Annotated in this window: 22 protein-coding genes; 11 read left to right on the forward strand and 11 right to left on the reverse strand. The window is 32.1% G+C overall.

What is annotated here, in order from left to right; genetic code table 11:
* Positions 1–382 precede the first annotated feature (382 nt).
* From FLAPXU55_RS13260 to FLAPXU55_RS13270, 3 genes are all read right to left on the reverse strand, one after another.
* Positions 383–1600 (reverse strand): RsmB/NOP family class I SAM-dependent RNA methyltransferase, encoded by a 1218-nt coding sequence (locus FLAPXU55_RS13260; protein WP_180858227.1) that lies wholly within the window; start codon positions 1598–1600, stop codon positions 383–385.
* Between the two features lie 149 nt (positions 1601–1749).
* Positions 1750–3729 carry a KUP/HAK/KT family potassium transporter gene (locus tag FLAPXU55_RS13265; RefSeq protein ID WP_053471806.1) on the reverse strand — a complete coding sequence of 660 codons (1980 nt, stop codon included), beginning with the start codon at positions 3727–3729 and terminating at the stop codon, positions 1750–1752.
* 132 nt (positions 3730–3861) lie between these two features.
* Positions 3862–5172 carry a hypothetical protein gene (locus FLAPXU55_RS13270; RefSeq protein ID WP_180858229.1) on the reverse strand — a complete coding sequence of 437 codons (1311 nt, stop codon included), beginning with the start codon at positions 5170–5172 and terminating at the stop codon, positions 3862–3864.
* A 238-nt stretch (positions 5173–5410) separates the two neighbouring features.
* Here FLAPXU55_RS13270 and FLAPXU55_RS13275 point away from each other — a divergent pair, with 238 nt between their 5' ends.
* Positions 5411–6472 carry a WD40/YVTN/BNR-like repeat-containing protein gene (locus FLAPXU55_RS13275; protein ID WP_053471804.1) on the forward strand — a complete coding sequence of 354 codons (1062 nt, stop codon included), beginning with the start codon at positions 5411–5413 and terminating at the stop codon, positions 6470–6472.
* A 74-nt stretch (positions 6473–6546) separates the two neighbouring features.
* Here the strand turns inward: FLAPXU55_RS13275 and FLAPXU55_RS13280 are convergent, their stop codons facing one another.
* The 4 genes from FLAPXU55_RS13280 to FLAPXU55_RS13295 form a co-directional block, all read right to left on the reverse strand.
* Positions 6547–7002, reverse strand: a complete 456-nt coding sequence (locus tag FLAPXU55_RS13280) for a sensor of ECF-type sigma factor (RefSeq protein WP_180858231.1) — start codon at positions 7000–7002, stop codon at positions 6547–6549.
* Between the two features lie 18 nt (positions 7003–7020).
* Positions 7021–7434 carry a hypothetical protein gene (locus tag FLAPXU55_RS13285; protein WP_053471802.1) on the reverse strand — a complete coding sequence of 138 codons (414 nt, stop codon included), beginning with the start codon at positions 7432–7434 and terminating at the stop codon, positions 7021–7023.
* A 33-nt stretch (positions 7435–7467) separates the two neighbouring features.
* The gene (locus FLAPXU55_RS13290; protein WP_180858233.1) at positions 7468–8010 is read right to left on the reverse strand and encodes an RNA polymerase sigma factor; all 543 of its coding nucleotides are present in this window, start codon (positions 8008–8010) and stop codon (positions 7468–7470) included.
* A gap of 76 nt (positions 8011–8086) precedes the next feature.
* Entirely contained in the window at positions 8087–9328 is a 1242-nt protein-coding gene (locus tag FLAPXU55_RS13295; RefSeq protein WP_180858235.1) for an SRPBCC family protein, read from the reverse strand.
* Positions 9329–9671: 343 nt separating this feature from the next.
* On the opposite strand from FLAPXU55_RS13295, the gene FLAPXU55_RS13300 reads away from it, so the two are divergent.
* On the forward strand, positions 9672–10052 hold the full coding sequence (locus tag FLAPXU55_RS13300) for a pyrophosphohydrolase domain-containing protein (protein ID WP_053471798.1): 381 nt from the start codon (positions 9672–9674) through the stop codon (positions 10050–10052).
* Positions 10053–10294: 242 nt separating this feature from the next.
* Here FLAPXU55_RS13300 and FLAPXU55_RS13305 read toward each other — a convergent pair whose 3' ends face one another.
* Positions 10295–11365, reverse strand: a complete 1071-nt coding sequence (locus tag FLAPXU55_RS13305) for a branched-chain amino acid aminotransferase (protein ID WP_180858237.1) — start codon at positions 11363–11365, stop codon at positions 10295–10297.
* Positions 11366–11676: 311 nt separating this feature from the next.
* Here FLAPXU55_RS13305 and mnmD point away from each other — a divergent pair, with 311 nt between their 5' ends.
* Both mnmD and FLAPXU55_RS24095 read left to right on the forward strand, forming a co-directional pair.
* Positions 11677–12342, forward strand: a complete 666-nt coding sequence (mnmD, locus tag FLAPXU55_RS13310; RefSeq protein ID WP_180858239.1) for a tRNA (5-methylaminomethyl-2-thiouridine)(34)-methyltransferase MnmD — start codon at positions 11677–11679, stop codon at positions 12340–12342.
* Between the two features lie 166 nt (positions 12343–12508).
* Positions 12509–12706 carry a hypothetical protein gene (locus tag FLAPXU55_RS24095; protein ID WP_053471796.1) on the forward strand — a complete coding sequence of 66 codons (198 nt, stop codon included), beginning with the start codon at positions 12509–12511 and terminating at the stop codon, positions 12704–12706.
* Between the two features lie 35 nt (positions 12707–12741).
* On the opposite strand, the gene FLAPXU55_RS13315 is transcribed toward FLAPXU55_RS24095, so the two are convergent.
* Positions 12742–13683 carry a LysR substrate-binding domain-containing protein gene (locus FLAPXU55_RS13315; RefSeq protein ID WP_053471795.1) on the reverse strand — a complete coding sequence of 314 codons (942 nt, stop codon included), beginning with the start codon at positions 13681–13683 and terminating at the stop codon, positions 12742–12744.
* A 110-nt stretch (positions 13684–13793) separates the two neighbouring features.
* Between FLAPXU55_RS13315 and FLAPXU55_RS13320 the strand changes: the two genes are divergently transcribed.
* The 4 genes from FLAPXU55_RS13320 (at position 13794) to can (ending at position 17172) form a co-directional block, all read left to right on the forward strand.
* Positions 13794–14273 carry a Dps family protein gene (locus FLAPXU55_RS13320; RefSeq protein WP_180858241.1) on the forward strand — a complete coding sequence of 160 codons (480 nt, stop codon included), beginning with the start codon at positions 13794–13796 and terminating at the stop codon, positions 14271–14273.
* Between the two features lie 133 nt (positions 14274–14406).
* Positions 14407–14685 carry a hypothetical protein gene (locus FLAPXU55_RS13325; RefSeq protein ID WP_235992049.1) on the forward strand — a complete coding sequence of 93 codons (279 nt, stop codon included), beginning with the start codon at positions 14407–14409 and terminating at the stop codon, positions 14683–14685.
* A gap of 80 nt (positions 14686–14765) precedes the next feature.
* Complete coding sequence (locus tag FLAPXU55_RS13330) at positions 14766–16412, forward strand: SulP family inorganic anion transporter (protein ID WP_180858243.1); 1647 nt, start codon at positions 14766–14768, stop codon at positions 16410–16412.
* Between the two features lie 121 nt (positions 16413–16533).
* On the forward strand, positions 16534–17172 hold the full coding sequence (can, locus tag FLAPXU55_RS13335) for a carbonate dehydratase (protein WP_053471791.1): 639 nt from the start codon (positions 16534–16536) through the stop codon (positions 17170–17172).
* Between the two features lie 34 nt (positions 17173–17206).
* Here the strand turns inward: can and FLAPXU55_RS13340 are convergent, their stop codons facing one another.
* Both FLAPXU55_RS13340 and FLAPXU55_RS13345 read right to left on the reverse strand, forming a co-directional pair.
* Positions 17207–18409, reverse strand: a complete 1203-nt coding sequence (locus tag FLAPXU55_RS13340) for an LETM1-related biofilm-associated protein (protein WP_180858245.1) — start codon at positions 18407–18409, stop codon at positions 17207–17209.
* A gap of 118 nt (positions 18410–18527) precedes the next feature.
* Positions 18528–19055, reverse strand: a complete 528-nt coding sequence (locus tag FLAPXU55_RS13345) for a superoxide dismutase family protein (protein WP_053471789.1) — start codon at positions 19053–19055, stop codon at positions 18528–18530.
* 214 nt (positions 19056–19269) lie between these two features.
* On the opposite strand from FLAPXU55_RS13345, the gene FLAPXU55_RS13350 reads away from it, so the two are divergent.
* The 3 genes from FLAPXU55_RS13350 (at position 19270) to FLAPXU55_RS13360 (ending at position 20826) form a co-directional block, all read left to right on the forward strand.
* Positions 19270–19698 carry an META domain-containing protein gene (locus FLAPXU55_RS13350; RefSeq protein ID WP_180858247.1) on the forward strand — a complete coding sequence of 143 codons (429 nt, stop codon included), beginning with the start codon at positions 19270–19272 and terminating at the stop codon, positions 19696–19698.
* Between the two features lie 29 nt (positions 19699–19727).
* Positions 19728–20249, forward strand: a complete 522-nt coding sequence (locus tag FLAPXU55_RS13355; protein WP_180858249.1) for a DUF4251 domain-containing protein — start codon at positions 19728–19730, stop codon at positions 20247–20249.
* A gap of 91 nt (positions 20250–20340) precedes the next feature.
* Positions 20341–20826: a hypothetical protein gene (locus FLAPXU55_RS13360; RefSeq protein ID WP_180858251.1), complete on the forward strand. Its 486-nt coding sequence runs from the start codon at positions 20341–20343 to the stop codon at positions 20824–20826.
* Position 20827 lies beyond the last annotated feature (1 nt).

The following is a 20827-nucleotide window of genomic DNA, read 5'->3' on the forward strand; positions in this document are numbered from 1 at the left end:
TGGGATTTGGAATTTTTTTGTGGAATGTTAAGTCCCTACGGGACAAATGTTGACGGCGTCTTTCTATGTTTTTACCGATATTTAATCTCTACGAGATATTTTAAAAGAGTGTGGAGTATTTTTAAGGTATTACATTCTTAAGAGAAACTCTATTAGGAATTAGGGGTATATAAAAAAATAAGCAACAGAAAAAAAATATTCTATGAGAAAAAAACTCCGTTAGGAGTTACATGTCGGTAGAAAAATAAAGACGACCCATAAAAATATCCCGTAGGGACTAAACAAATTATGGCAGTAAAATATCCCAAAATAAAAATTCCAAATTCCAATTTTTATGTTGGAATTTGGAATTTAAAATATTGGAATTTAAAATATTAAATTTTTATTTTGTTTTACGCTCTAATAACGCCATATAAAATCCGTCAAAACCAGATTCTGAAGCCAGTATTTTACGATCCTGAATAAACGTAAATTCTTTTCCGATATCTGTTTTTAAGAATTTCTCTACTTGTTCCTGATTTTCTGATGGTAAAACAGAACAAGTTGCATAAACTAATTTCCCTCCTGGTTTTACAATTTTAGAATAACTTTCTAAAACCTCACTCTGAACTTTACGAATGTTATCGATAAATTCAGGCTGCAATTTCCATTTAGAATCCGGGTTTCTTTTTAAAACTCCTAAACCGCTGCAAGGTGCGTCAATTAAAACACGGTCTGCTTTTTCATGCAGTTTTTTGATCACTTTTGTAGTGTCAATAATGCGGTATTCAATATTAAAAGCACCATTTCTTTTTGCTCTTAATTTCAATTGTTTTAGTTTGCTTTCGTACAAATCCATTGCAATCAATTGTCCTTTGTTTTCCATTAAAGAAGCAATATGCAATGTTTTTCCACCCGCTCCGGCGCACGTATCAACAACACGCATTCCAGGTTTCACATCAAGGAAACCGGCAACTAATTGTGAGTTAGCATCCTGAACTTCAAAAAGTCCTTGTTTAAAAGCATCTGTCAAGAATACATTTGCTCTTTCTTTTAAAACTAAAGCCTCAGGCTGATCTTTTAAATATTCAGTTTCAATATTTAAATCCATCAAGGTGTTTCTCAGGTTTTCTTTAGTTCCTTTAAGTGTGTTGGTTCTTAAAATAACTTTAGCAGGCTGGTTTTGAGCAGCAATTTCTTTTGCCCATACTTTTTCGCCAAGTTCTTTAACGCCTAATTCGTCCATCCAGTCCGGGATAGATTCTTTTAAAGCTCTAACTTTTGAAAGTTCGTCAAAACGTCCTTTTATTTTTCTTTCCGGTGTTCCTTCTAATTGTCTCCAATCCGGAATTGGATATCCTCTTAAAACTGCCCAAACCGCAAACATTCTCCATAAATTGTCTCTGTCGAAAGGTTCTTTTACTTCTGCAATTTCTGCATATAAACGTTTCCAGCGAACAATTTCATATATCGTTTCAGCAACAAACTTCCTGTCAGAACTTCCCCAACGTTTGTCTTTTTTTAATGCTCTTGCTACCACTTTATCTGCATATTCTCCTTCATTGAAAATTGCGTTCAAAGAGTCGATGGTAGTATAAACTAAATTTCTGTGTAATCTCATTTTAATTATTTGAGTTGCAAAGGTACTATTAATTGATTGAAAGTTAAATTTTTAATTATGATTGTTATTTAGCTTTCCTTTTTAAAAGAGAAAAACACTCTGATAAAGTTTTAAAAGAGTGTTTTTCTGAAGAGATTTCTGCAAGCAGATTATTCTTTTGCAGTTATTCTTGTCAATCCGATATTTTCCGGAGCGTGAAGCACCATCGGGAATTTTTCTACTTTTACCGAGCTGCTGTCTAATCCAAAAGCTCTTTCTTCAGATAAACTCAGTTTCTTAATAAAGAAATAAGAGTTCATGATAATATTTTCGTGCCATCTTAAATCATTGTCATTTGATAAGAATTTCTCAGACAATACAAATTTAAAGTCACCAATAATATTGTTTTTGTTTAATGATTCGTAACGGCTGGTTATATCAACTTCTCCGCGTTTTACCATGTCACGAATTACTTCTCTAAACATTAAATTGATTTTTGTAGGTTCTCTAAATCCTAAGTTAAAATCGATTCTATAAATATCGTCTTTCGCGATTTCGGTAACTTTATATTGTGTTTTATAAGGTTCAGTCAAAATATTTACGTGTACAAACCAGTAAATATCAGCTCTTTTTGGACGTTTTTGTAAAATCGAATAAATTACTTTTTCCTCCAGCTCATCAACACGGTTCGCGTTTGTCATATAAACTAGATGCGTTGCGTATTTTGGAATCGATAAGTCTTGGCTTAATTCTACTAATACTTTTTTATAATCCTCAATTTTGATGATTTTAGTATAGCTTTTGTTGATTTTCTTAGCTAAATACCAAATTGTCATTATCGAAATAAGAAGTGTTGCAATGATTAAAGTTACATAACCTCCTTCGGCAAATTTTGTAATGTTCGCGATCAGGAAACTGAATTCGATCAATAAATAAATTGTGATAAGCGGAACCATGAAATACAATTTCACACGCTTCATAATTAAATAATAATTCAGCAAAATGGTTGTCATAATCATACATAAAATGATCGCTAAACCATATGCATGTTCCATATTTCCTGATTTTTCGAAGTGTAATACAATTCCAACACAACCAAAAAACAATAACCAGTTGATTGACGGAATATATAATTGTCCTTTAACTTCTGTAGGGTATTTGATTTTTACTTTCGGCCAGAAATTCAAACGCATTGCTTCATTTATCAAAGTAAATGATCCGCTGATAAGTGCCTGAGATGCAATTACGGCAGCTAAAGTTGCCACTACAATTCCGAATGGTAAAAACCAATGCGGCATAATCAGATAAAACGGATTCCCATTTTCTCCTCCTAATTGCTGTAATGTACTTCCTTCATGATGAATTAAATAAGCAGCCTGACCAAAGTAATTTAATACTAAAGTAGTTTTTACAAATATCCAGCTGATTCTAATGTTTTTTCTACCGCAGTGTCCCATATCTGAGTACAAAGCTTCGGCTCCTGTTGTACATAAAAATACAAATCCAAGAACAAAAAAGCCGTCAGGATGAACAGAAAGTAAATGGTAAGCATAATAAGGATTTATAGCTTTAATAACTTCCGGGAAATGGATAATTTGTATAAAACCCAGAGTTCCAAGCATAGCAAACCAAATCAGCATCATTGGTGCGAAAAACTTACCAACTAACTTAGTTCCAAACTGTTGTATGGTAAATAAGATGAAAAGAATAGTGATTACAATAGAAATAATGGTCTTTGTTTCCATTGTAGGGTAGAATGCCCTAATACCTTCAACTGCAGACGAAATCGAGATGGGCGGTGTTATAATACCATCGGCAAGCAAGGCGCTTCCTCCAATAATGGCGGGCACAATGAGCCACTGAATTTTTGTCTTTTTGACTAAAGCATATAATGCGAAAATTCCACCTTCACCATGATTATCGGCACTTAAAGTAATTAGTACGTACTTTATTGTAGTTTGTAAAGTAAGAGTCCAAAAAACACAGGAAATACCTCCCAGTACAATATCAGCATTTATGGTATGATCGCCAAGAATAGCTTTCATTACATACAAAGGAGACGTTCCAATGTCTCCATAAATAATCCCTAATGTTATCAATAAACCCCCTATAGACAACTTACTATGTAAGTTTTTATGCGATGCGCTCATGTATATTTTTAATAAAAGACGGTTGCAAATTTACTCTTTTAAAACAAATTAGCCGCTATTATAATTAAAAAGATAAAAAAAAGCACAATCCCCAAATTGTGCTTTTAATTTTTGATATAAATTGAGATATTCTTAACCTCTTCTTCCGCCGCCTCTAGAGCTTGAACTGCTTTCTCTCTGCGGCTGGCTGCCTCTTGATTCCTGACTCATTCTTGGTGATTCAGAACGTTGTGGAGCACTTTGCGGTCTTGAAGCATTTGAATTGCTTTGAGAGCTTGATCTGTTTTCGTAGCCTCTTGGAGCTTCAGTTCTTTGAACAGGAGCAGATTGAGTTTGAGCTGGTCTGCTTGCTCTGTTTTCAGAATAGCTTCTACTAGGCGCTTCATTTGTTTGTGAAGAAGTTCTGTTGTTATAATTTCTATTTTCTGAGTTTGCTCTTGGAGCAGTCGCTGTTGAGTTGTTTCTGTTATAATCACCTCTTGGCTCTGTTCTCGGAGTATTATCAGTTCTTACAGGAGTATTTACAGTACCGGCATTATCTCTGTTGGCTGCTGCACGATTTGTGTAACTTCTGTCAGAATTATTTCTGCTGCTATTGTTGTAATCTCTGTTTGTATTTCTATTTTCAGTAGAAGTTACTCTTCCTGTATTTGATCTGTTAGAATCGTAATTGTTTTGAGATCTGTTAGCTTCTCTGCTTGCAACTCTTCTTTGATCTAAATCATATCTGTTGCTTACATTAGCGTGTCTCTGAGCAAAACTATTGTTTGGTCTCATTCTTTCATAACCATAAGTACGTCTTGATTCGTAAAGAACCGGAGCTCTGTAACTTCTTCTTGTAGTTACATAATTGTAATTGTTGTGAACATTAATACATACATTTACATTATTTCTGTATCTGTATACAGGATAAGGTCTCCATGCTGAGTAATAAGTAGGGTAGTAACCCCAATACCAGGTAGAGTAGTATGGTCTGTAATTAGTAACCCAAAATGAAGTATAAATTACCGGAGCTACACTATAAACCGGCTCATAAATATAGTTGTCACCATATAAATAAGTATTACCTACAACCTGAACGCTTACTTTATTATAATTGTCTCTTTCAACATCAATCGTAGCCACATCCTGATAAACATCGCGATCTAAAACGGCCTGAATAATTACAACGTGAGTTCTGTCTTCTACAGATTCAATTACACGTAAATAATCAACCTCGTCATCGCCATTTAGGTCAAGGTTTGATATTTGATATTTAGGATCATTTAATCTTCTTTCAAAATCCTGAAGATTAGCAGATTCTCCAAACATTGAAGCAACTGCTCTTAAATCTAAATTATCACTTATATCTGAGTTTTTTGCGTAAACAGTAGTTTGGTTTTGTGCCGCACATGAACCAAAAACTAATGCTACAACCGCTATTAAAAGTAATTTCGTTTTCATGACTAAATCATATTAAATTATTTGTGATAGGAGATATCCAATTACTGTGCCACAAATTAATGTTAGCTGTTTTTGGTTTGTAAATAGCACGTTTGTAGTTTGTTATGTTTTTGTTGAATTGTAATTGAATTTTGATTGAACAAAAAATACAGGAAATTATTATTTTCTGAAAATAAACAAAACATATTTGAGATGTTAGAAATAATTGTATTTTAGCATTGAACAAATCTTAATTTTTATGAAAAAACTAATTTTATTTTTTGGTGTTTTTATTTTATTAATGTCTTTTAGAACGCTTAATATCAGCAGTAAAAAAGCTTATAATAGTGGTTTTATATCAGTAAAAATCGATACATTATTTCAGGATAAAATTAGCATACGAGCAATCTTAATTGATAAAGACAAAGTTTGGTATGGAGGAGATAACTCACGTTTTGGTTATTACGATTTAACTAAAAAAGAAAAATTTGAAGAACATATTTATCGTGATACGTTAAAATTAGAGTTTAGAAGTATTGCACAAAACTCAAAAAACATATTTTTACTAAGTGTTTCTAATCCGGCTTTGCTTTATTCAGTTTCTAAAAAAGACCATAAAGTTAAGTTAGTGTATAAAGAAGTGAACGCAAAGGTTTTTTATGACAGTATGCAGTTTTGGAATGATAAAGAAGGAATTGCTATTGGAGATCCTACAGAAGATACTTTTTCTGTAATTGTAACTCGTGACGGAGGAGAAACGTGGACAAAATTATTGTCTGATAAATTGCCTACAAATGCAACCGGAGAAGCCGCTTTTGCAGCAAGTAATACGAATATAGTTGTAAAAGGAGATGATACCTGGCTGGTGTCTGGAGGAAAAAAGGCTCGTGTATTTTATTCTCCTGATAAAGCAAAAACATGGAAAGTTGTAGAAACTCCTATTGTTCAGGGAAAAGCTATGACAGGTATTTACACAGCTGATTTTTATGATGCAAAACATGGTTTTATTGCAGGCGGTGATTATGATCTTCCAAATAAAAAAACAGGCAATAAAGCTTTTACCAAAGATGGCGGAAAAACATGGGAATTAATTGGTCAGGATCTGGGCTTTGGATATGCTTCGTGCATACAATATGTTCCGGGTGGAAATGGTAAAGAAATTATCTGTGTTGGTTCTGAAGGAATTCAATATTCTCAAAACGGAGGCGAAAACTGGACACAATTATCTACAGATTCTAAACTTTTCACGATTCGTTTCGTGAACAGAAATACTGCAATTGCTGCAGGTTATAACAAAGTAGTTCGTTTAAACTTTAAATAAAAAACAAGAACCCTAAATAATAAAGTAAGTATTATTATATAGGGTTCTTATCACTGTTGTTTCTTTAAAGGAATTTATTTTCCTGCTTTATCCCGATATTGTTTTAATAATTTTCGGTTAAAATCATCTTCAGATTTCTTAAGCTTTAATATTTTTTTTGCCGGCAATACCTTTTTTATATTTGTCATAAACTTTTCACGTAAAAGATATAATTCTTTATCCGTGCATTCAATTTGAGATAATAGCGTAGTAGCTTCTTTTTCTGAAATTGAATTTATATTGTCATCGTCCAGTTTTTTCAGGTACGTTTTCATTTTATCATGACGCAATTCATATTGTTTGTCATCATATGCATTGTAAATTGGCCAAAATTTCTCTGCTTCTGTTGGTGTAAGCTCAAGTTCTGTAGTCAAAAACGAAACTTTAAAAGCTTTAATTTTTTCACGTTTTTCATCTGTTTTATCATTTTGGGCATAAAATGAAAAAGTAACTAAAAACAGAAGTAATGCTAATATATTTTTGATTTTCATATTTGTATAATTTTGTTTTTATTCAGAAATTAAATTTTCAATATTAGGATTTGTAGCCAAAATATCCTCTAATGTCTCTTCTTCAAGGGCTACATTCTTATTTAGTTTGTCAATATCTTTAGTATCTAATTCTTTAATTAAATCGTATTGATTTAAGTTTGACTGATAAGCCAGATAGGTTTCTAATGTTGCTTCGTCAAGTTCTTTTGATGCTTTATAATAGTGATTAGCAGTTGGGATCAAAAAGGCAATAAAAATTGCGGCCGCAGCAGCTATCGAAATAACTTTTTTGCGTTTATAAAGAGGAATTACTTTTACTTCTCTTTCATTAATCTGTTCTAAAACTTTTGCCGAAAGGGTATCAAAATAATGATCCGGAGTTTTAAATCCTGATTTTACTTTCGGTTCGTTTTCTAATTTAAATTCTTTCATAATGTCTGTAAGATAAGATTAGCTATAAAAGGTTTAATTTGTTGTAACATATAATTCTATTTTTTTTACCGCATGATGGTAAGATGCCTTTAATGCACCAACGGATGTGCCAAGAATTTCTGCGATTTCTTCGTACTTTAATTCCTGAAAATATTTCATTTTAAAAACCAGCTGCTGTTTTTCCGGCAGTGTAACGATTGCTTTTTGAAGTTTGATCTGGATTTCATCTCCATCAAAATAAACATCTGCTTTTAGATTGTCGATCGTTTTATTTTGTAAATCTTCAGAAGTTATACCTTTTAATTTTGCTTTTTGATTTAAAAAAGTCAAAGATTCGTTTGTTGCGATTCGATACATCCAGGAAAAGAGTTTGCTTTCTCCTTTAAAGTTTTTTAAGTACTGAAATACCTTTACGAAAGTATTCTGCAAAACATCGTCTGCATCATCATGATTCAAAACAATATTTCGAATATGAGCATACAGCGGTCTTTGATAATCAGATATAAGTTTTTGAAACGCTGTGTTTTGCGTTTTAGGATCTAATAATTGTTGTATAAATTCCTTTTCGTCGATCAAACTTCTTGATTTATCAATCCTTATATTAACTTAGAATGAATTTTAAGCAAAAGGTTTAATCCAACCTTAAAAAAAATTAAAATTCAGAGTCTTCTTCTGTTTTTGCAGGAGTTGTTGTTGCGGGTGCTGCAGGTTTTGGTGTAACTGGTTTTTGAACTGCAGGTTTTTGCGTTGCTGGTTTCTGTACTGCTGGTTTTGGTACAGTTGTCGCAGGTGTAGTTGTTCCTGAAGCGTCAGTTTCTGTTTCAGCCTGATAATCTGGTGATGTAACAGTTGTTGGTGCAGAAGCAGGAACTACTTTTGGCTTAATTGGGAAATAAATTTCTGTAACTAATTTAGAAGGGCTTTTTACATCTAATTTGCTTACAGACAGAATTTCAAGATGTGACCATCCTAATTCTGGGATAATTTTTTGATTGTTGATATAGGCTGTTGTTTTTGCAATAGCTTCATTTGTATGCGTATAATCTCCTTTTAAAGTTGTTTTAACAGCATCAAAACCATTTAATTTTCCTGATAAAATATCACTTCCGGAACTAATCGAAATCTCTTTATTAATAGGTAAACAAATGGAGATTTTTGCTAATCCTTTTGCAGTATCATAAGTGTGATAAATAATAAAAGGTTTTCCGTTTGCGCTTAAATCATTGGTTTCGCTAAAATGAATCAGTTTCGGAATTACAATTCTCGCATTTTTATTAATCTTAGCAATTTCGCTTGTAAATGTTTGTTTGATATATGGAGTTTCGGTTTTTTTAACCACTCCATCTACTTTTACGGCGTAAGTTTTGGTTTCGTAATCCAGGTTTTTGTCAATGTTTACAAGACTTTTTTCGTAAATAGTTCCAATAACTTTATCTGAACCGCCATTTAATGCTGCATATATTTTAAACAAAAAGCTCATTGTTCCTTTTGCTTTCCAGGTCACTTTTGTTTTTCCTGCAAGAGTATCTTTAAAAGTCCATGTTACATCAGCTTCTGTGCCGTCATATTTCATTTTTTGCTCAATACTTTCTCCGTCCTTTGTTTTTAGTGTAATGGCATTTCCGGCTTCTTCTTCGCTGGACCATGAAAATGAACCTCCGTTTCCGGAAGTTTTATTTGGGAAAGTAAATTTTAAAGACGGATCTTCAACTGCCCAAGATTCAAAATCTTCGTAGTTTCTAAAGTCATTTACATAATTATATACAGTAGCTTTTGGCGAATTGATTACTTTGCTTCTTTCAACAGAAAAAATCCCTTTTTGGGTAGCAACAAAAACGGTAAGAGCAACTAAACTTAATAAAAGTAAAAGAAATAAATATTTTAGAATCTTCATTGGTGCAGGTTTTTCGTAAAGTTATAAATTTTCTTGGGAGTCTAAACTAATAACTAAAAATAATAGATTGTATTATCTTTTTAAAAAGATTTTGATAACAAATAAAAGGGCAATAAAAAGAAGAAATACAAGTAATACTTTATAATTTCCTTTATAAAAAACTTTGTGAAGTGCAAGATCTTTGCGGTAAGCAAAAATCATTACGATTACAAATGCAATAAAAAAACAGAGTCCGAATATTAATTGTCCTTGACTAAACATACTTAAAAATAATTTTTGACAAATTTAGAGAATTGTATACGATTTGTTGCTAATTTGCCGTCTCATTTAATAGAATAAAAACATGAAAAAACAACTAGACGCAGTTACTGAATTTCATACTGCTTTTAAAATAGGTCACAGCCAGACTCCAATTGCTGATTTAGGAGAAACTAAAAAACTACTTCGTTATAATTTAATGAAAGAAGAAAATGAAGAATATCTTGAAGCGGTTCAAAATAATGACTTAGTCGAAATTGCTGATGCTCTTGGAGATATGATGTATATTTTATGCGGAACTATTATTGAACACGGTTTGCAGGATAAAATTGAAGCTGTTTTTGATGAAATCCAACGCAGTAATATGAGTAAACTTGGCGAAGACGGAAAACCAATTTATCGCGAAGACGGAAAAGTAATGAAAGGTCCGAATTACTTTAAACCAGATTTTTCAAAGTTGTTATAAAAATAAAATTCTGTGTGCAAATGTTTTAACACATAGAGACATAGTTTTTTGGTGCTTATAAAAAAGGCGTTTCACTTGCATTAATGCACATAGCTATGTGTGAGAAACGTGTTTCTTTTTGTATTCTTTAATTAAACACATTAAATCTATGTTTCTATGTGTTTAGATATAAGTAATAGAGATATAATAAAAAACCCGACAACGAAATGCTGTCGGGTTTTTGTTTTTATTCTGATTTTGGATTATTGAACTTTAACTGTCCATCCATAAGTATCTTCTGAAAGTTTATTTTGAAGACTTGTTAGTTTTTCTTTTAAGAATGAGGCGTATGAATTCTCGATTGGCGTTAATTCAAAATACTCATCTTTATAAGAGAATCCTTTGATAACACTGATAACTGCAGCAGTTCCGGCTCCGAAGATTTCTTTTAAAGATCCGTTTTTAGCAGCTTCAACTAATTCTGAAACAATTACCGGACGAACTTCTACATTCAATCCTTCTTTTTCAGCCATTGCAATTAAACTTTTTCTGGTAATACCATCTAAAATTCTTTCGCTTGTTGGAGCTGTTAATAAAGTATCGTTGATTCTGAAGAAAACGTTCATTGTTCCAGCTTCTTCTAATTTAGTGTGCGTTGCATCATCAGTCCAAATAACTTGTTGAAAACCTTCTTTGTTTGCCAGGTTAGTTGGATAGAATTGAGCAGCATAGTTTCCGGCAGCTTTTGCAGCACCAATTCCACCATTTGCAGCTCTACTATAATGTTCAGCAATAATTACTTTTACTTCACCACCATAATAAGATTTTGCAGGTGAAAGTAAAATCATGAATTTATACTCGTCAGATGGATTTGCAATAACCCCAGGACCAGTAGCAATCATAAAAGGACGAATGTACATACTTGCACCGTTTCCTCTTTGAATCCATTCCTGATCGATTTTCAACAATTCATTTAAACCTTCTAAAAATATATCTTCCGGAACTTCAGGCATAGCCATACGTACAGCAGAATTATTGAAACGCTTGTAGTTTTCATCAGGTCTAAACAACCAAACATCATTATTTTCATCTTTATAAGCTTTCATTCCTTCAAAAATCGCTTGTCCATAATGAAAGACTTTTGAAGAAGGATCCATTAAAATCGGTGCATAAGGCTTAATGACCGGAGTCTGCCATTGTCCGTTTTTGTAATCACATTCAAATAAATGGTCTGTAAATACAGCACCAAAGCTTAAGTTTTCAAAGTCTACAGAACTTATCTTAGACGAAGTAGCTTTTCTGATTTCAATTTTGCTTGTTTGAGTTGTACTCATAATTATGTAAAGTTTTTATCTAATTTGTATTCTTAACAGATGAAAATATAACGTAATGATCTGATGAAGAATAGGTTTTCTTAAATGCAAAATTACGGAAAAATATATAATTTACTTGGTAAAACTGCATTAATTCCTGTGTTTAACTGAGATTTATTTATCTTATAATAAACCGAAAATTTTTGCGGAGTTTTATAAGGAATTTATGAAAAAACTATCATTTTTTAAGGCTTTACGCATTTGTTTTGAGTAATTTTGACTTAGAAAATGGGTTACAGATCAATAATTATCCATTGCAAAATTCGAAAATTGTGAAAAGAGAAATAATTAAAACGCTAGATGGTTCAACTACAATTCATTTAGAAGAATGGAACGAAAGTTACCATTCAAAACATGGTGCCATACAAGAAGCAAAACATGTATTTATAAAAAATGGTTTGTCCTTATTTGAGAGTAATCCGGTGTCAATTCTTGAAATTGGTTTTGGAACGGGTTTGAATGCTTTTATAACCTTTTTAGAATCAGAACATAAACAGCAACAAATAAATTATGTTGGGGTAGAAGCGTATCCTGTAAATGCCGAAGAAATTCTGGGAATGAATTATGTTGCCGAACTTGAGGCATTGAAATTTGAGAACATTTTCGAAAAAATGCATAAAACGGAATGGAATGAGAAAAACGAAATTAGCAGCCAATTCTCGTTAACTAAAAGGAAACAATTTTTTGATGAAATAAACGATTTTGAAATTTTTGATTTGATTTACTTTGATGCCTTCGGATATCGCGTGCAGCCGGAGCTTTGGAGTACTGAAATTTTTCAGAAAATGTACAATAGTTTAAAACCTAATGGAGTCCTTGTTACTTATGCAGCCCGCGGAGTTGTTAAAAGAAGCATGATTTCTGTTGGATTTACAGTCGAAAAATTAGCAGGCCCGCCGGGAAAACGAGAAATGTTTAGAGCCTTTAAAAAGGTGTAATTTAGTTGTTTAGAATGGTTCTATATTGATTTATCTGTACTAAGAAAACGTATTCGTTGCTAAAGTTTTTAAAAAAATAAGTTAAAAAGAAACTTTATATGTGATTAATGTTTACATTTGGTGCGAGTTTAAAAATATAGATAACCCCCAAAAATCTTATTTTATTATGTCAAAAATGATGTTTGATTACACGAAATCAATACTTGAGAGAGTTAGTTTCGACCCGGTACTTTTCTGCAGAGAGTTAGAAAAAGCTATCAAAACACTGTTACCATACGAAATGGAACAATTGCAAGAATGGTTATTAAATTTCATTATTGAAAAACCAGAATTAAAACAAAGTCTACTACTAATTAAAGTATAAAAGAAAAGGAGCCAAATTGGCTCCTTTTTTTATGCTTATTTCTTTTGCAGCGGACTAATGATTTGAACGTTCTGAAAAACAATTGCTCCTTTTACAACGCCGGCAATTGTAGATCGAATTGCGTCAATGATTTGCATTTTTAATTCGCTCTTTGGGTAAATCAAACTTACCTCACGGGCAGGTTTTGGTTCCTTAAAGTTTCGTAGTTTCAGTTTATCGGATTCTTTTAAGTCTAAGGTGTGCAAGTACGGAAGTAATGTTGTACCCAAACCTTCGTCGGCTAATTTTATTAAAGTTTCAAAACTACCGCTTTGAATCTGAAAATTATTTTGCTCGACATCAGTACCGTTTTTACATAAATTTAAAATTCCGTCTCTAAAGCAATGTCCGTCTTGTAAAAGTAAAATCTCATTAATGTTTAAATCAGCCACTTCGATTTCTTCTTTTTGAAAGCTGTGATGATGCTCCGGAATGTAAGCTACAAACGGCTCAAAGTATAAGACTATTTCTTTTATCTTTTCATCTTCAAGCGGAGTTGCTGCAATTGCTGCATCAAGATGACCATTTTTTAGCTTTACAATAATTTCATCTGTATTAAGCTCTTCAATTAAAAGCTTCACCTTTGGATATTTTTTAATGAAATTATTCAAAAACATTGGTAAAAGCGTTGGCATAATAGTCGGAATAATTCCTAAACGAAATTCTCCTCCTATAAAACCTTTTTGCTGTTCAACAATATCTTTAATACGATCTGCTTCGTTTACAATATTTTTTGCCTGATTTACAATCTTTTGTCCAATATCTGTAAGCTGAATAGGTTTTTTACTTCTGTCAAAAATTAAAATATTAAGTTCTTCTTCAATTTTTTGAATCTGCATACTTAATGTGGGTTGTGTCACGAAACATTTTTCGGCCGCAAGAGTAAAGTTTTTATGCTCTGCAACTGCTAACACATATTGTAATTGAGTTATCGTCATTTTGATAGTAATTTTTGATACAAAAATAAGTAAATATAATTTTTTTTTATAATTTTTTTAATGAAGATAATTTAAATTTGTAGTAAACTTAGTTATAAAAAATGAAGATTATGAAAACAAATATTTTAGGATTACCTGTAAAAGAGTCAGAATTGTTAGTGAAAGAATTAAATGTTTTATTATCAAATTTTCAGGTATACTATCAAAATTTAAGAGGAATTCATTGGAATATTCGTGGAAAACGTTTCTTCGATTTACATGTAAAATTTGAAGAACTATATACAGATTCACAATTAAAAATAGATATGATTGCAGAAAGGGTTTTAACAATTGGCGGAACTCCGCTGCACACTTTTGAAGATTATATCAAGAACAATAAATTGACAGTTGGAAAAAATATCTCTAACGATGAAAAAGCAGTTCAGTTAATTGTAAATTCATTATCGGATTTGTTAAAAATTGAAAGAGAAATCCTGAATAAATCTGGCGAAATTAATGATGAAGGTACAAATTCAATGATGAGTGACTTTATTGCAGAGCAGGAAAAAACAATTTGGATGATGAATGCATGGCTTGATGAATCGCTATAATTTATTGTTTATGAATGTATTAAAAAGCAGAATGGTCTAGTTTGATTATTCTGCTTTTATGTTTTTGTTAAAATTGTATAAAATTTTTGCCTTGTCGCTTTGATTTTATTTGTTTAACGCTATTTTTGCCACAATGAAAATATTAGCACGCATATTATTATTCATATTTATTGCCTTCTTATCGACCCCGACAATTGTTCAGGCGATTAAGAAAGGAAGTTCGTGCGTGTCTTTTAATTTTTCTGAAGAAGAAGTGCATAAAGAACTAAAATCTGTAGTGCATCCTGTAATTTTAGAACACGAAGCACCGCTTCCTGTTTACATTCAAAAGAAAACGATAGTTTCTGAAAACATCGTAAAACTAGATAATATTTCTCCGAGCATATTTGCTCCACCACCCAACTTGGCATAATACTTCCGATTATTTAAAGAACAACTGTATTTACAGCAAATGCAGCATGGTTCTAATGTATCAATTTTTAGTATTGTATTATGACAAAAAAAATCAATCTTTTTGCCAACCTTAAGTCTGACTTTGCTTCAGGTTTAGTGGTTTTCTTGGTGGCTCTTCCATTGTGTTTAGGTATTGCAATGGCTTCTGGAGCGCCGTTATTTTCTGGAATTATTGCGGGTGTTATTGGAGGTATTGTGGTAGGTTATTTAAGCCAGTCACATATTAGCGTTTCTGGCCCTGCGGCTGGTTTAACAGCAATTATTTTAACAGCTATTACTGATTTTGGTGCCTTTGATGTGTTTTTACTGTCTGTGTTTATTGCAGGACTAATTCAATTGGCATTAGGATTTTTAAAAGCGGGAAGTATATCAAACTATTTTCCAACAAACGTAATCGAAGGAATGCTTGCAGGTATCGGAATCATTATTATTCTGAAACAAATTCCGCATGCATTTGGTTACGATGCTGATTTTGAAGGCGATCAGGCTTTTATTCAAAACGACGGAAGCAATTCATTTTCATTTCTTTTTGATGTCTTAAATCATATCAATTTAGGAGCAGTTGTGATTTCATTTGTTTCACTTGTAATATTAATTTCATGGGATAAAGTTCCTTTTTTAAAGAGATTAAAATTAGTTCCGGGTGCACTTGTAGCTGTTATCCTGGGAGTTTTATTAAATGAATTTTTTATATCAACAGGAAGCTCATTGGCAATTGCAAAAGAACATTTGGTTTCTTTGCCAGTTCCAAAGTCTTTTGATGATTTTAAATCCATTATAATTACACCAAATTTTTCTGCAGTAACAAATCCGCAGGTTTGGGTTGTAGCTGTTACAATTGCCATTGTAGCTTCTATCGAAACACTTTTGTGTATTGAGGCTTCAGACAGAATGGATGTTCAAAAACGTTATACTGATACCAATGTTGAGCTTAGAGCGCAGGGTATAGGTAATATTGCAAGTTCACTTTTGGGCGGATTACCAATGACTTCTGTTGTAGTAAGATCTTCTGCAAATAATAACGCAGGTGCAAAATCTAAAATGTCATCTATCATTCATGGTGTACTTTTATTGATAAGTGTATTGTCGATTCCGGCAATTTTAAATAAAATTCCTTTGGCAACTTTGGCTACGGTTTTAATCTTGGTTGGATATAAATTAGCAAAACCAGCAACCTTTATGCATTTCTGGGAAAAGGGGAAATACCAGTTTGTCCCTTTTATCGCAACTTTGGTCTTTGTGGTTGCGACAGATTTGCTTAAGGGAGTTGCTTTAGGAATTATCATTAGTATCATTTTTGTTTTAAGAGGAAATTTAAAAAGAGCTTACATCTTCAAAAAAGAAGAATATGAAGATGGCGATGTCATTCATATCGATTTAGCGCAGGAAGTTTCTTTTTTAAATAAAGCCGCAATCAAACAAACATTAAGTGAAATTCCGGAAAATTCTAAAGTAATTATTAATGCGCATGATACAGAATATATTGCTCATGATGTATTAGATTTAATTCGTGAATTTAAGGAAACCCGCGCTATCGATGAAAATATCAAAGTAAAGCTAAAAGGTTTTAAAGAAGCATACGAATTAGAAAATACTCCGGATAATAACAATCACGTTACGATTGAACATTATTATGATGTTGCAAAACGAGCATTGGTTAAGAAAGAACAAAAAGAAAAATTTTAAACAAATTATATAAATAAAGATATTATTCAGGTTTGAGAAATATCAAAATTTAAATAACTTTACAAAAAAGTCTTTTTGATATGCTTAAGCATTGATAATACCAAGAAAAAACCTAAGAAAGATGAGAAAGTTCTATGAACAAATATTAGAGAACAATAAAAAATGGGTAGAAGATTCATTAGCAAAAGATCCTAATTATTTTGCTGATTTAGCAAAAGGGCAATCTCCGCCATTATTATGGATTGGATGTTCTGACAGCCGTGTTCCTGCAAACGAAATTATTGGGGCAAAACCTGGTGAAGTGTTTGTACACAGAAACATTGCTAACATGGTTGTTCACTCAGATATGAATATGTTAAGCGTACTGGATTATGCAGTAAACGTTTTAAAAGTAAAACACGTTATTGTTTGCGGACATTACGGATGTGGTGGTGTAAAAGCGGCTATGGGTAATTTATCTGTTGGAATTATCGATAACTGGATTCGTCACATTAAAGATGAATACCGTTTACATGATAAATATTTGAATTCTATTGAAGATGAAACAGAACGTTTTAATGCTTTTGTAGAAATCAATGCTAAAGAGCAAGTTTACAATTTAGCTAAAACATCAATTGTGCAATCTGCTTGGAAAAACGGTCAGGATTTGATGCTTCACGGATGGGTTTACGGATTGAATTCTGGTTTTGTAACCGATTTGAATGTGACCATTTCTTCGAATGATGAACTTGATGACGTTTACCAGTTGAGTAATCTATAAAAATAAAAAATCGCCTCAAAAGGGCGATTTTTTTTTATTCATTTTCGTCTAGATTTTCATTAAATGCAGATGGTAACATCGTTGGAATAAACTTAATTAAAATCGGCAGTAATAAACTTCCGCCCGGAAGTAGAAATATAGTCAGGGACGGAATCGTTTTACAAATATCTAAAAGCTGTTTTTTTACTTTTTTCTTTTCCTTCGCATCTAAATCCCTTGTTGTAGAATAAGCCAATAGAACCATTAATTCCTTACTCTGAACAATTTCCTTAATTAATCTGTTTTTGTTTCTTATAATCAGTTTTACAACGCTGTGCGTCATCTGGTCGTAGAAATGCTTAACCGGATTGGAGTAATTAAAGTATGGGATTTTCTTTTTATGAGTCGTAATAAAATCATGGGTTGTGTCGATGCTTGTTTTTACAAAATCATCAGAAACACCCATCATTGAACCTAAAGAATACAAGAAATAAGATTCTTCATTTTCGACAACACCATCGCTCCACAATGCCATTCCGGCCATGTCAATTAAATAATAATGCTCTAAAGTATTTTTAAAATAATCTAATTGTAAAGTTTCCAGAGTATCTACGGTAACTTTCGAAAATTTAGAATAACGTATAGAAGCCTCAAAAAGTTTAATCAGCAAATCGTCGTGCTGCGATTTGATTGTTTTTGTTTTTAAAGCCAAACCTACGATTCCAAGAACCGTTTCTTCAATTCTTTTTAAATATTTTTCCGGAATTTGTCCGTGTTCTAAATATTGTCTAAAGGCCAAAACATCAATAAACAAAAGCGCATTAGTTACTAAATGCGAAAAGTTTTTGCTGATGATACTGTCATTGGTCTGTACTCTTTCATCAATTATACTTTCTAATGAATGAGAAGGTGTGTCTTTTGGAAGCAGAATCTTAAACAAATTAAATCCTTCCGGGTTCATTTGCTTGTAGAATTTTAAAACTTCGGTAATAAAATTATTTGGTTCAGAATTTCTTTTTTCTAAACAAAAAACGTGATAAAGGGTATTTAATAAGGCAATTTTAGAAATTTCGGTTTTAAACCAGCCTTTTATCGGAATTGGGATTTGAGAATCAATTGCAATGATATGACCGTAGATAAAACCAGTTTCTCTAACTTTATAGTAAAAGGAATCTGTAGTTTCAAAAGGAATTGCCTCTGAAAACTTCTGCTCACTAAAAAACTTATCGATCCAGCCGTGTGCTGATGGGTTAATCATTGAATTATATTTATAACTGCAAAGCTATATCTTTTTCTTGTTTTAGAGTGAATTAAAAATAAAATAACCACTAGATTTTTGTGAAATATAGTGGTTATTAGCGTTTTATTATTTTTTATTATTTAATTATCCCGGCACAGGCAACTCTTCCTCCGGCATTTCCGGTTGGCTGAGTTGTAAAATCATCTGTTCCCTGATGCACAATTAAACCTTTTCCTAACACATCTTTAGTTGCATCGCCACAGCCTACGCACCATTCGTCAGTAGTTAAGGTTATAGTTCCGTTACCTTTTTCATCAGCGGTAAAGTTTCCAATATCACCTTTATGATATTCTCCAACTCCCCATTTTCCATGTTTTTTAAAAGTTGGGTTCCAGTGTCCGCCGGCAGAACTTCCGTCGGCAGCAGTACAATCTGCTTTTTCATGAATATGTATTGCATGAACTCCAGGCTGTAAACCAGAAACTTTTGCCGTAAAAGTTACTTTACCGTTTTTCTCCGTAAAAGTTGCAGTTCCGCTTACGTTACTACCACTTTTTGGTTCTAATGCTACAGTCAAAGTTTTAGCATCATTTGATTTTGTATTAGTCTTACAGCCAATGATTAAAGCTGTAATTATAGCGAATGATACGATCAGTTTTTTCATATATACGGGCATTTTAAATTAAAGATTAAGTAAATTTAACATAAAATAACGGAATAATTTGACTCTAAAAGTTAAAAAAAAGTCAAACTATACGTCGTAATTTAAGATTGATTGAGCACAAAAACAAAAAATATTGCTTAAATTCGTAATAGTTTTAACGAAAATTTTCTGAAACTAAATTTTTCTAATTCGTTCATATTTAATACTTAATGTTATGATGAAAAAGATTTTTATCCTTGTTTTAATTACTTCGATTTTATTTTCCTGTAAGTGTCAAAAAACAGATTCGGCCGCAAAACTCGACGGAACCTGGGAACTCAATTATATTACCGGACCTCGAATTACTTTTGATGGTTTATATCCGAATAAAAAACCGACTATAACCTTCAATACAAAAGACAATCAGGTTTCTGGAAACAATAGTTGTAATTCCTATACTGGAAAATTGGTTGTAAACGGCAATAAAATTGATTTTACACAGCCAATGGCAGTTACTAAAATGATGTGCATTGACGGACAGCAAGGCGAACAAACTTATATGAGTACGCTTCAAAAAATTACATCGTATGATATTACAGATGATGGGAAAACGCTGAATTTGATTTCAGGAGATATTGCAATGATGAGATTTACGAAAAAGTAAACGACTTGTTTTACTTAAAATAATATGAGATGAAAACTAAATTATTCCTTTTATTAGTACTGTTTGGCTTTTTGAATTTTTCTGTATTTGCACAGCAAAAAAGCAAAAAAGAACTCAAAGCCGAAAAAGAACTGCAAAAACAAAAAGAAACAGAAGCTTTAATTGATTCTAAAAATTTTGTTTTTGAAGCCCAAAAGGTCACACCACAAGGCGGACGGCTTATTATTTTAGATTATAATACTTATTTTTTGAAGTTTAATGCTGAAAAAACAACCTGTGATCTTCCTTTTTTTGGCCGTGGATATAATGTTGGTTACGGAAGTGACGGCGGAATTAAATTTGAAGGAATACCCGAAAATATTAAAATAGGGAAGAAGTCTAAAAATTATAGTGTGAGAGCCACCGTAAAAGGCAAAGACGATGTTTATGATTTAATATTTACTATTTTTTTTGATGGAGGAGCTTCACTTTCTGTCACCAGTAATAATAGATCACCAATTTCTTATGATGGAGAAATAAGCGCACCAAGAACACAAGAAACGAAAAATTAAAAAACTTTTTTTTATAATATAACTCCCATTTTTTAAATCAATATATTTTAGAATGCATAATTATTTAGAAACAAATTTAAAAATCAATACTATGAAAAAATTAAGTCTTATTTTTATTATGGCAATTGCCGTGTTTTCATCTTATGCACAATCTTCGTTTAAAGAAGATGTAGATGTTTTACAAAGTGTTTACGGAAAATCTAAAGCCGATTTAGTAAAACAGTATATGAATTTATCAGATGCTCAATCAGCAGCTTTTACGAAAGTGTATGATAATTATGAAACAGAGCGAAAAAATCTCGGGCAGGAAAAATTTCAATTAATAAATGATTATGCACAAAACTATGCAACGCTTACAGATGCAAAGGCAGATGAATTAGCAAAAGGAACTTTAAAAAATCATCTGGCTTATGAAAAATTATTCTCTAAAACATACGGACAGGCAAAGAAAGCGGTTGGAGCAATAAATGCCGCAAAATTTATTCAGTTAGAAGTTTATTTGCAGACAATAATTAGAGCAGAAATTTTAGAATCGATTCCGTTTATTGGAGAATTAGACAAATCAAAAATCCAATAAA

Source organism: Flavobacterium panici (assembly GCF_903819335.1).
Taxonomy (GTDB): domain Bacteria; phylum Bacteroidota; class Bacteroidia; order Flavobacteriales; family Flavobacteriaceae; genus Flavobacterium; species Flavobacterium panici.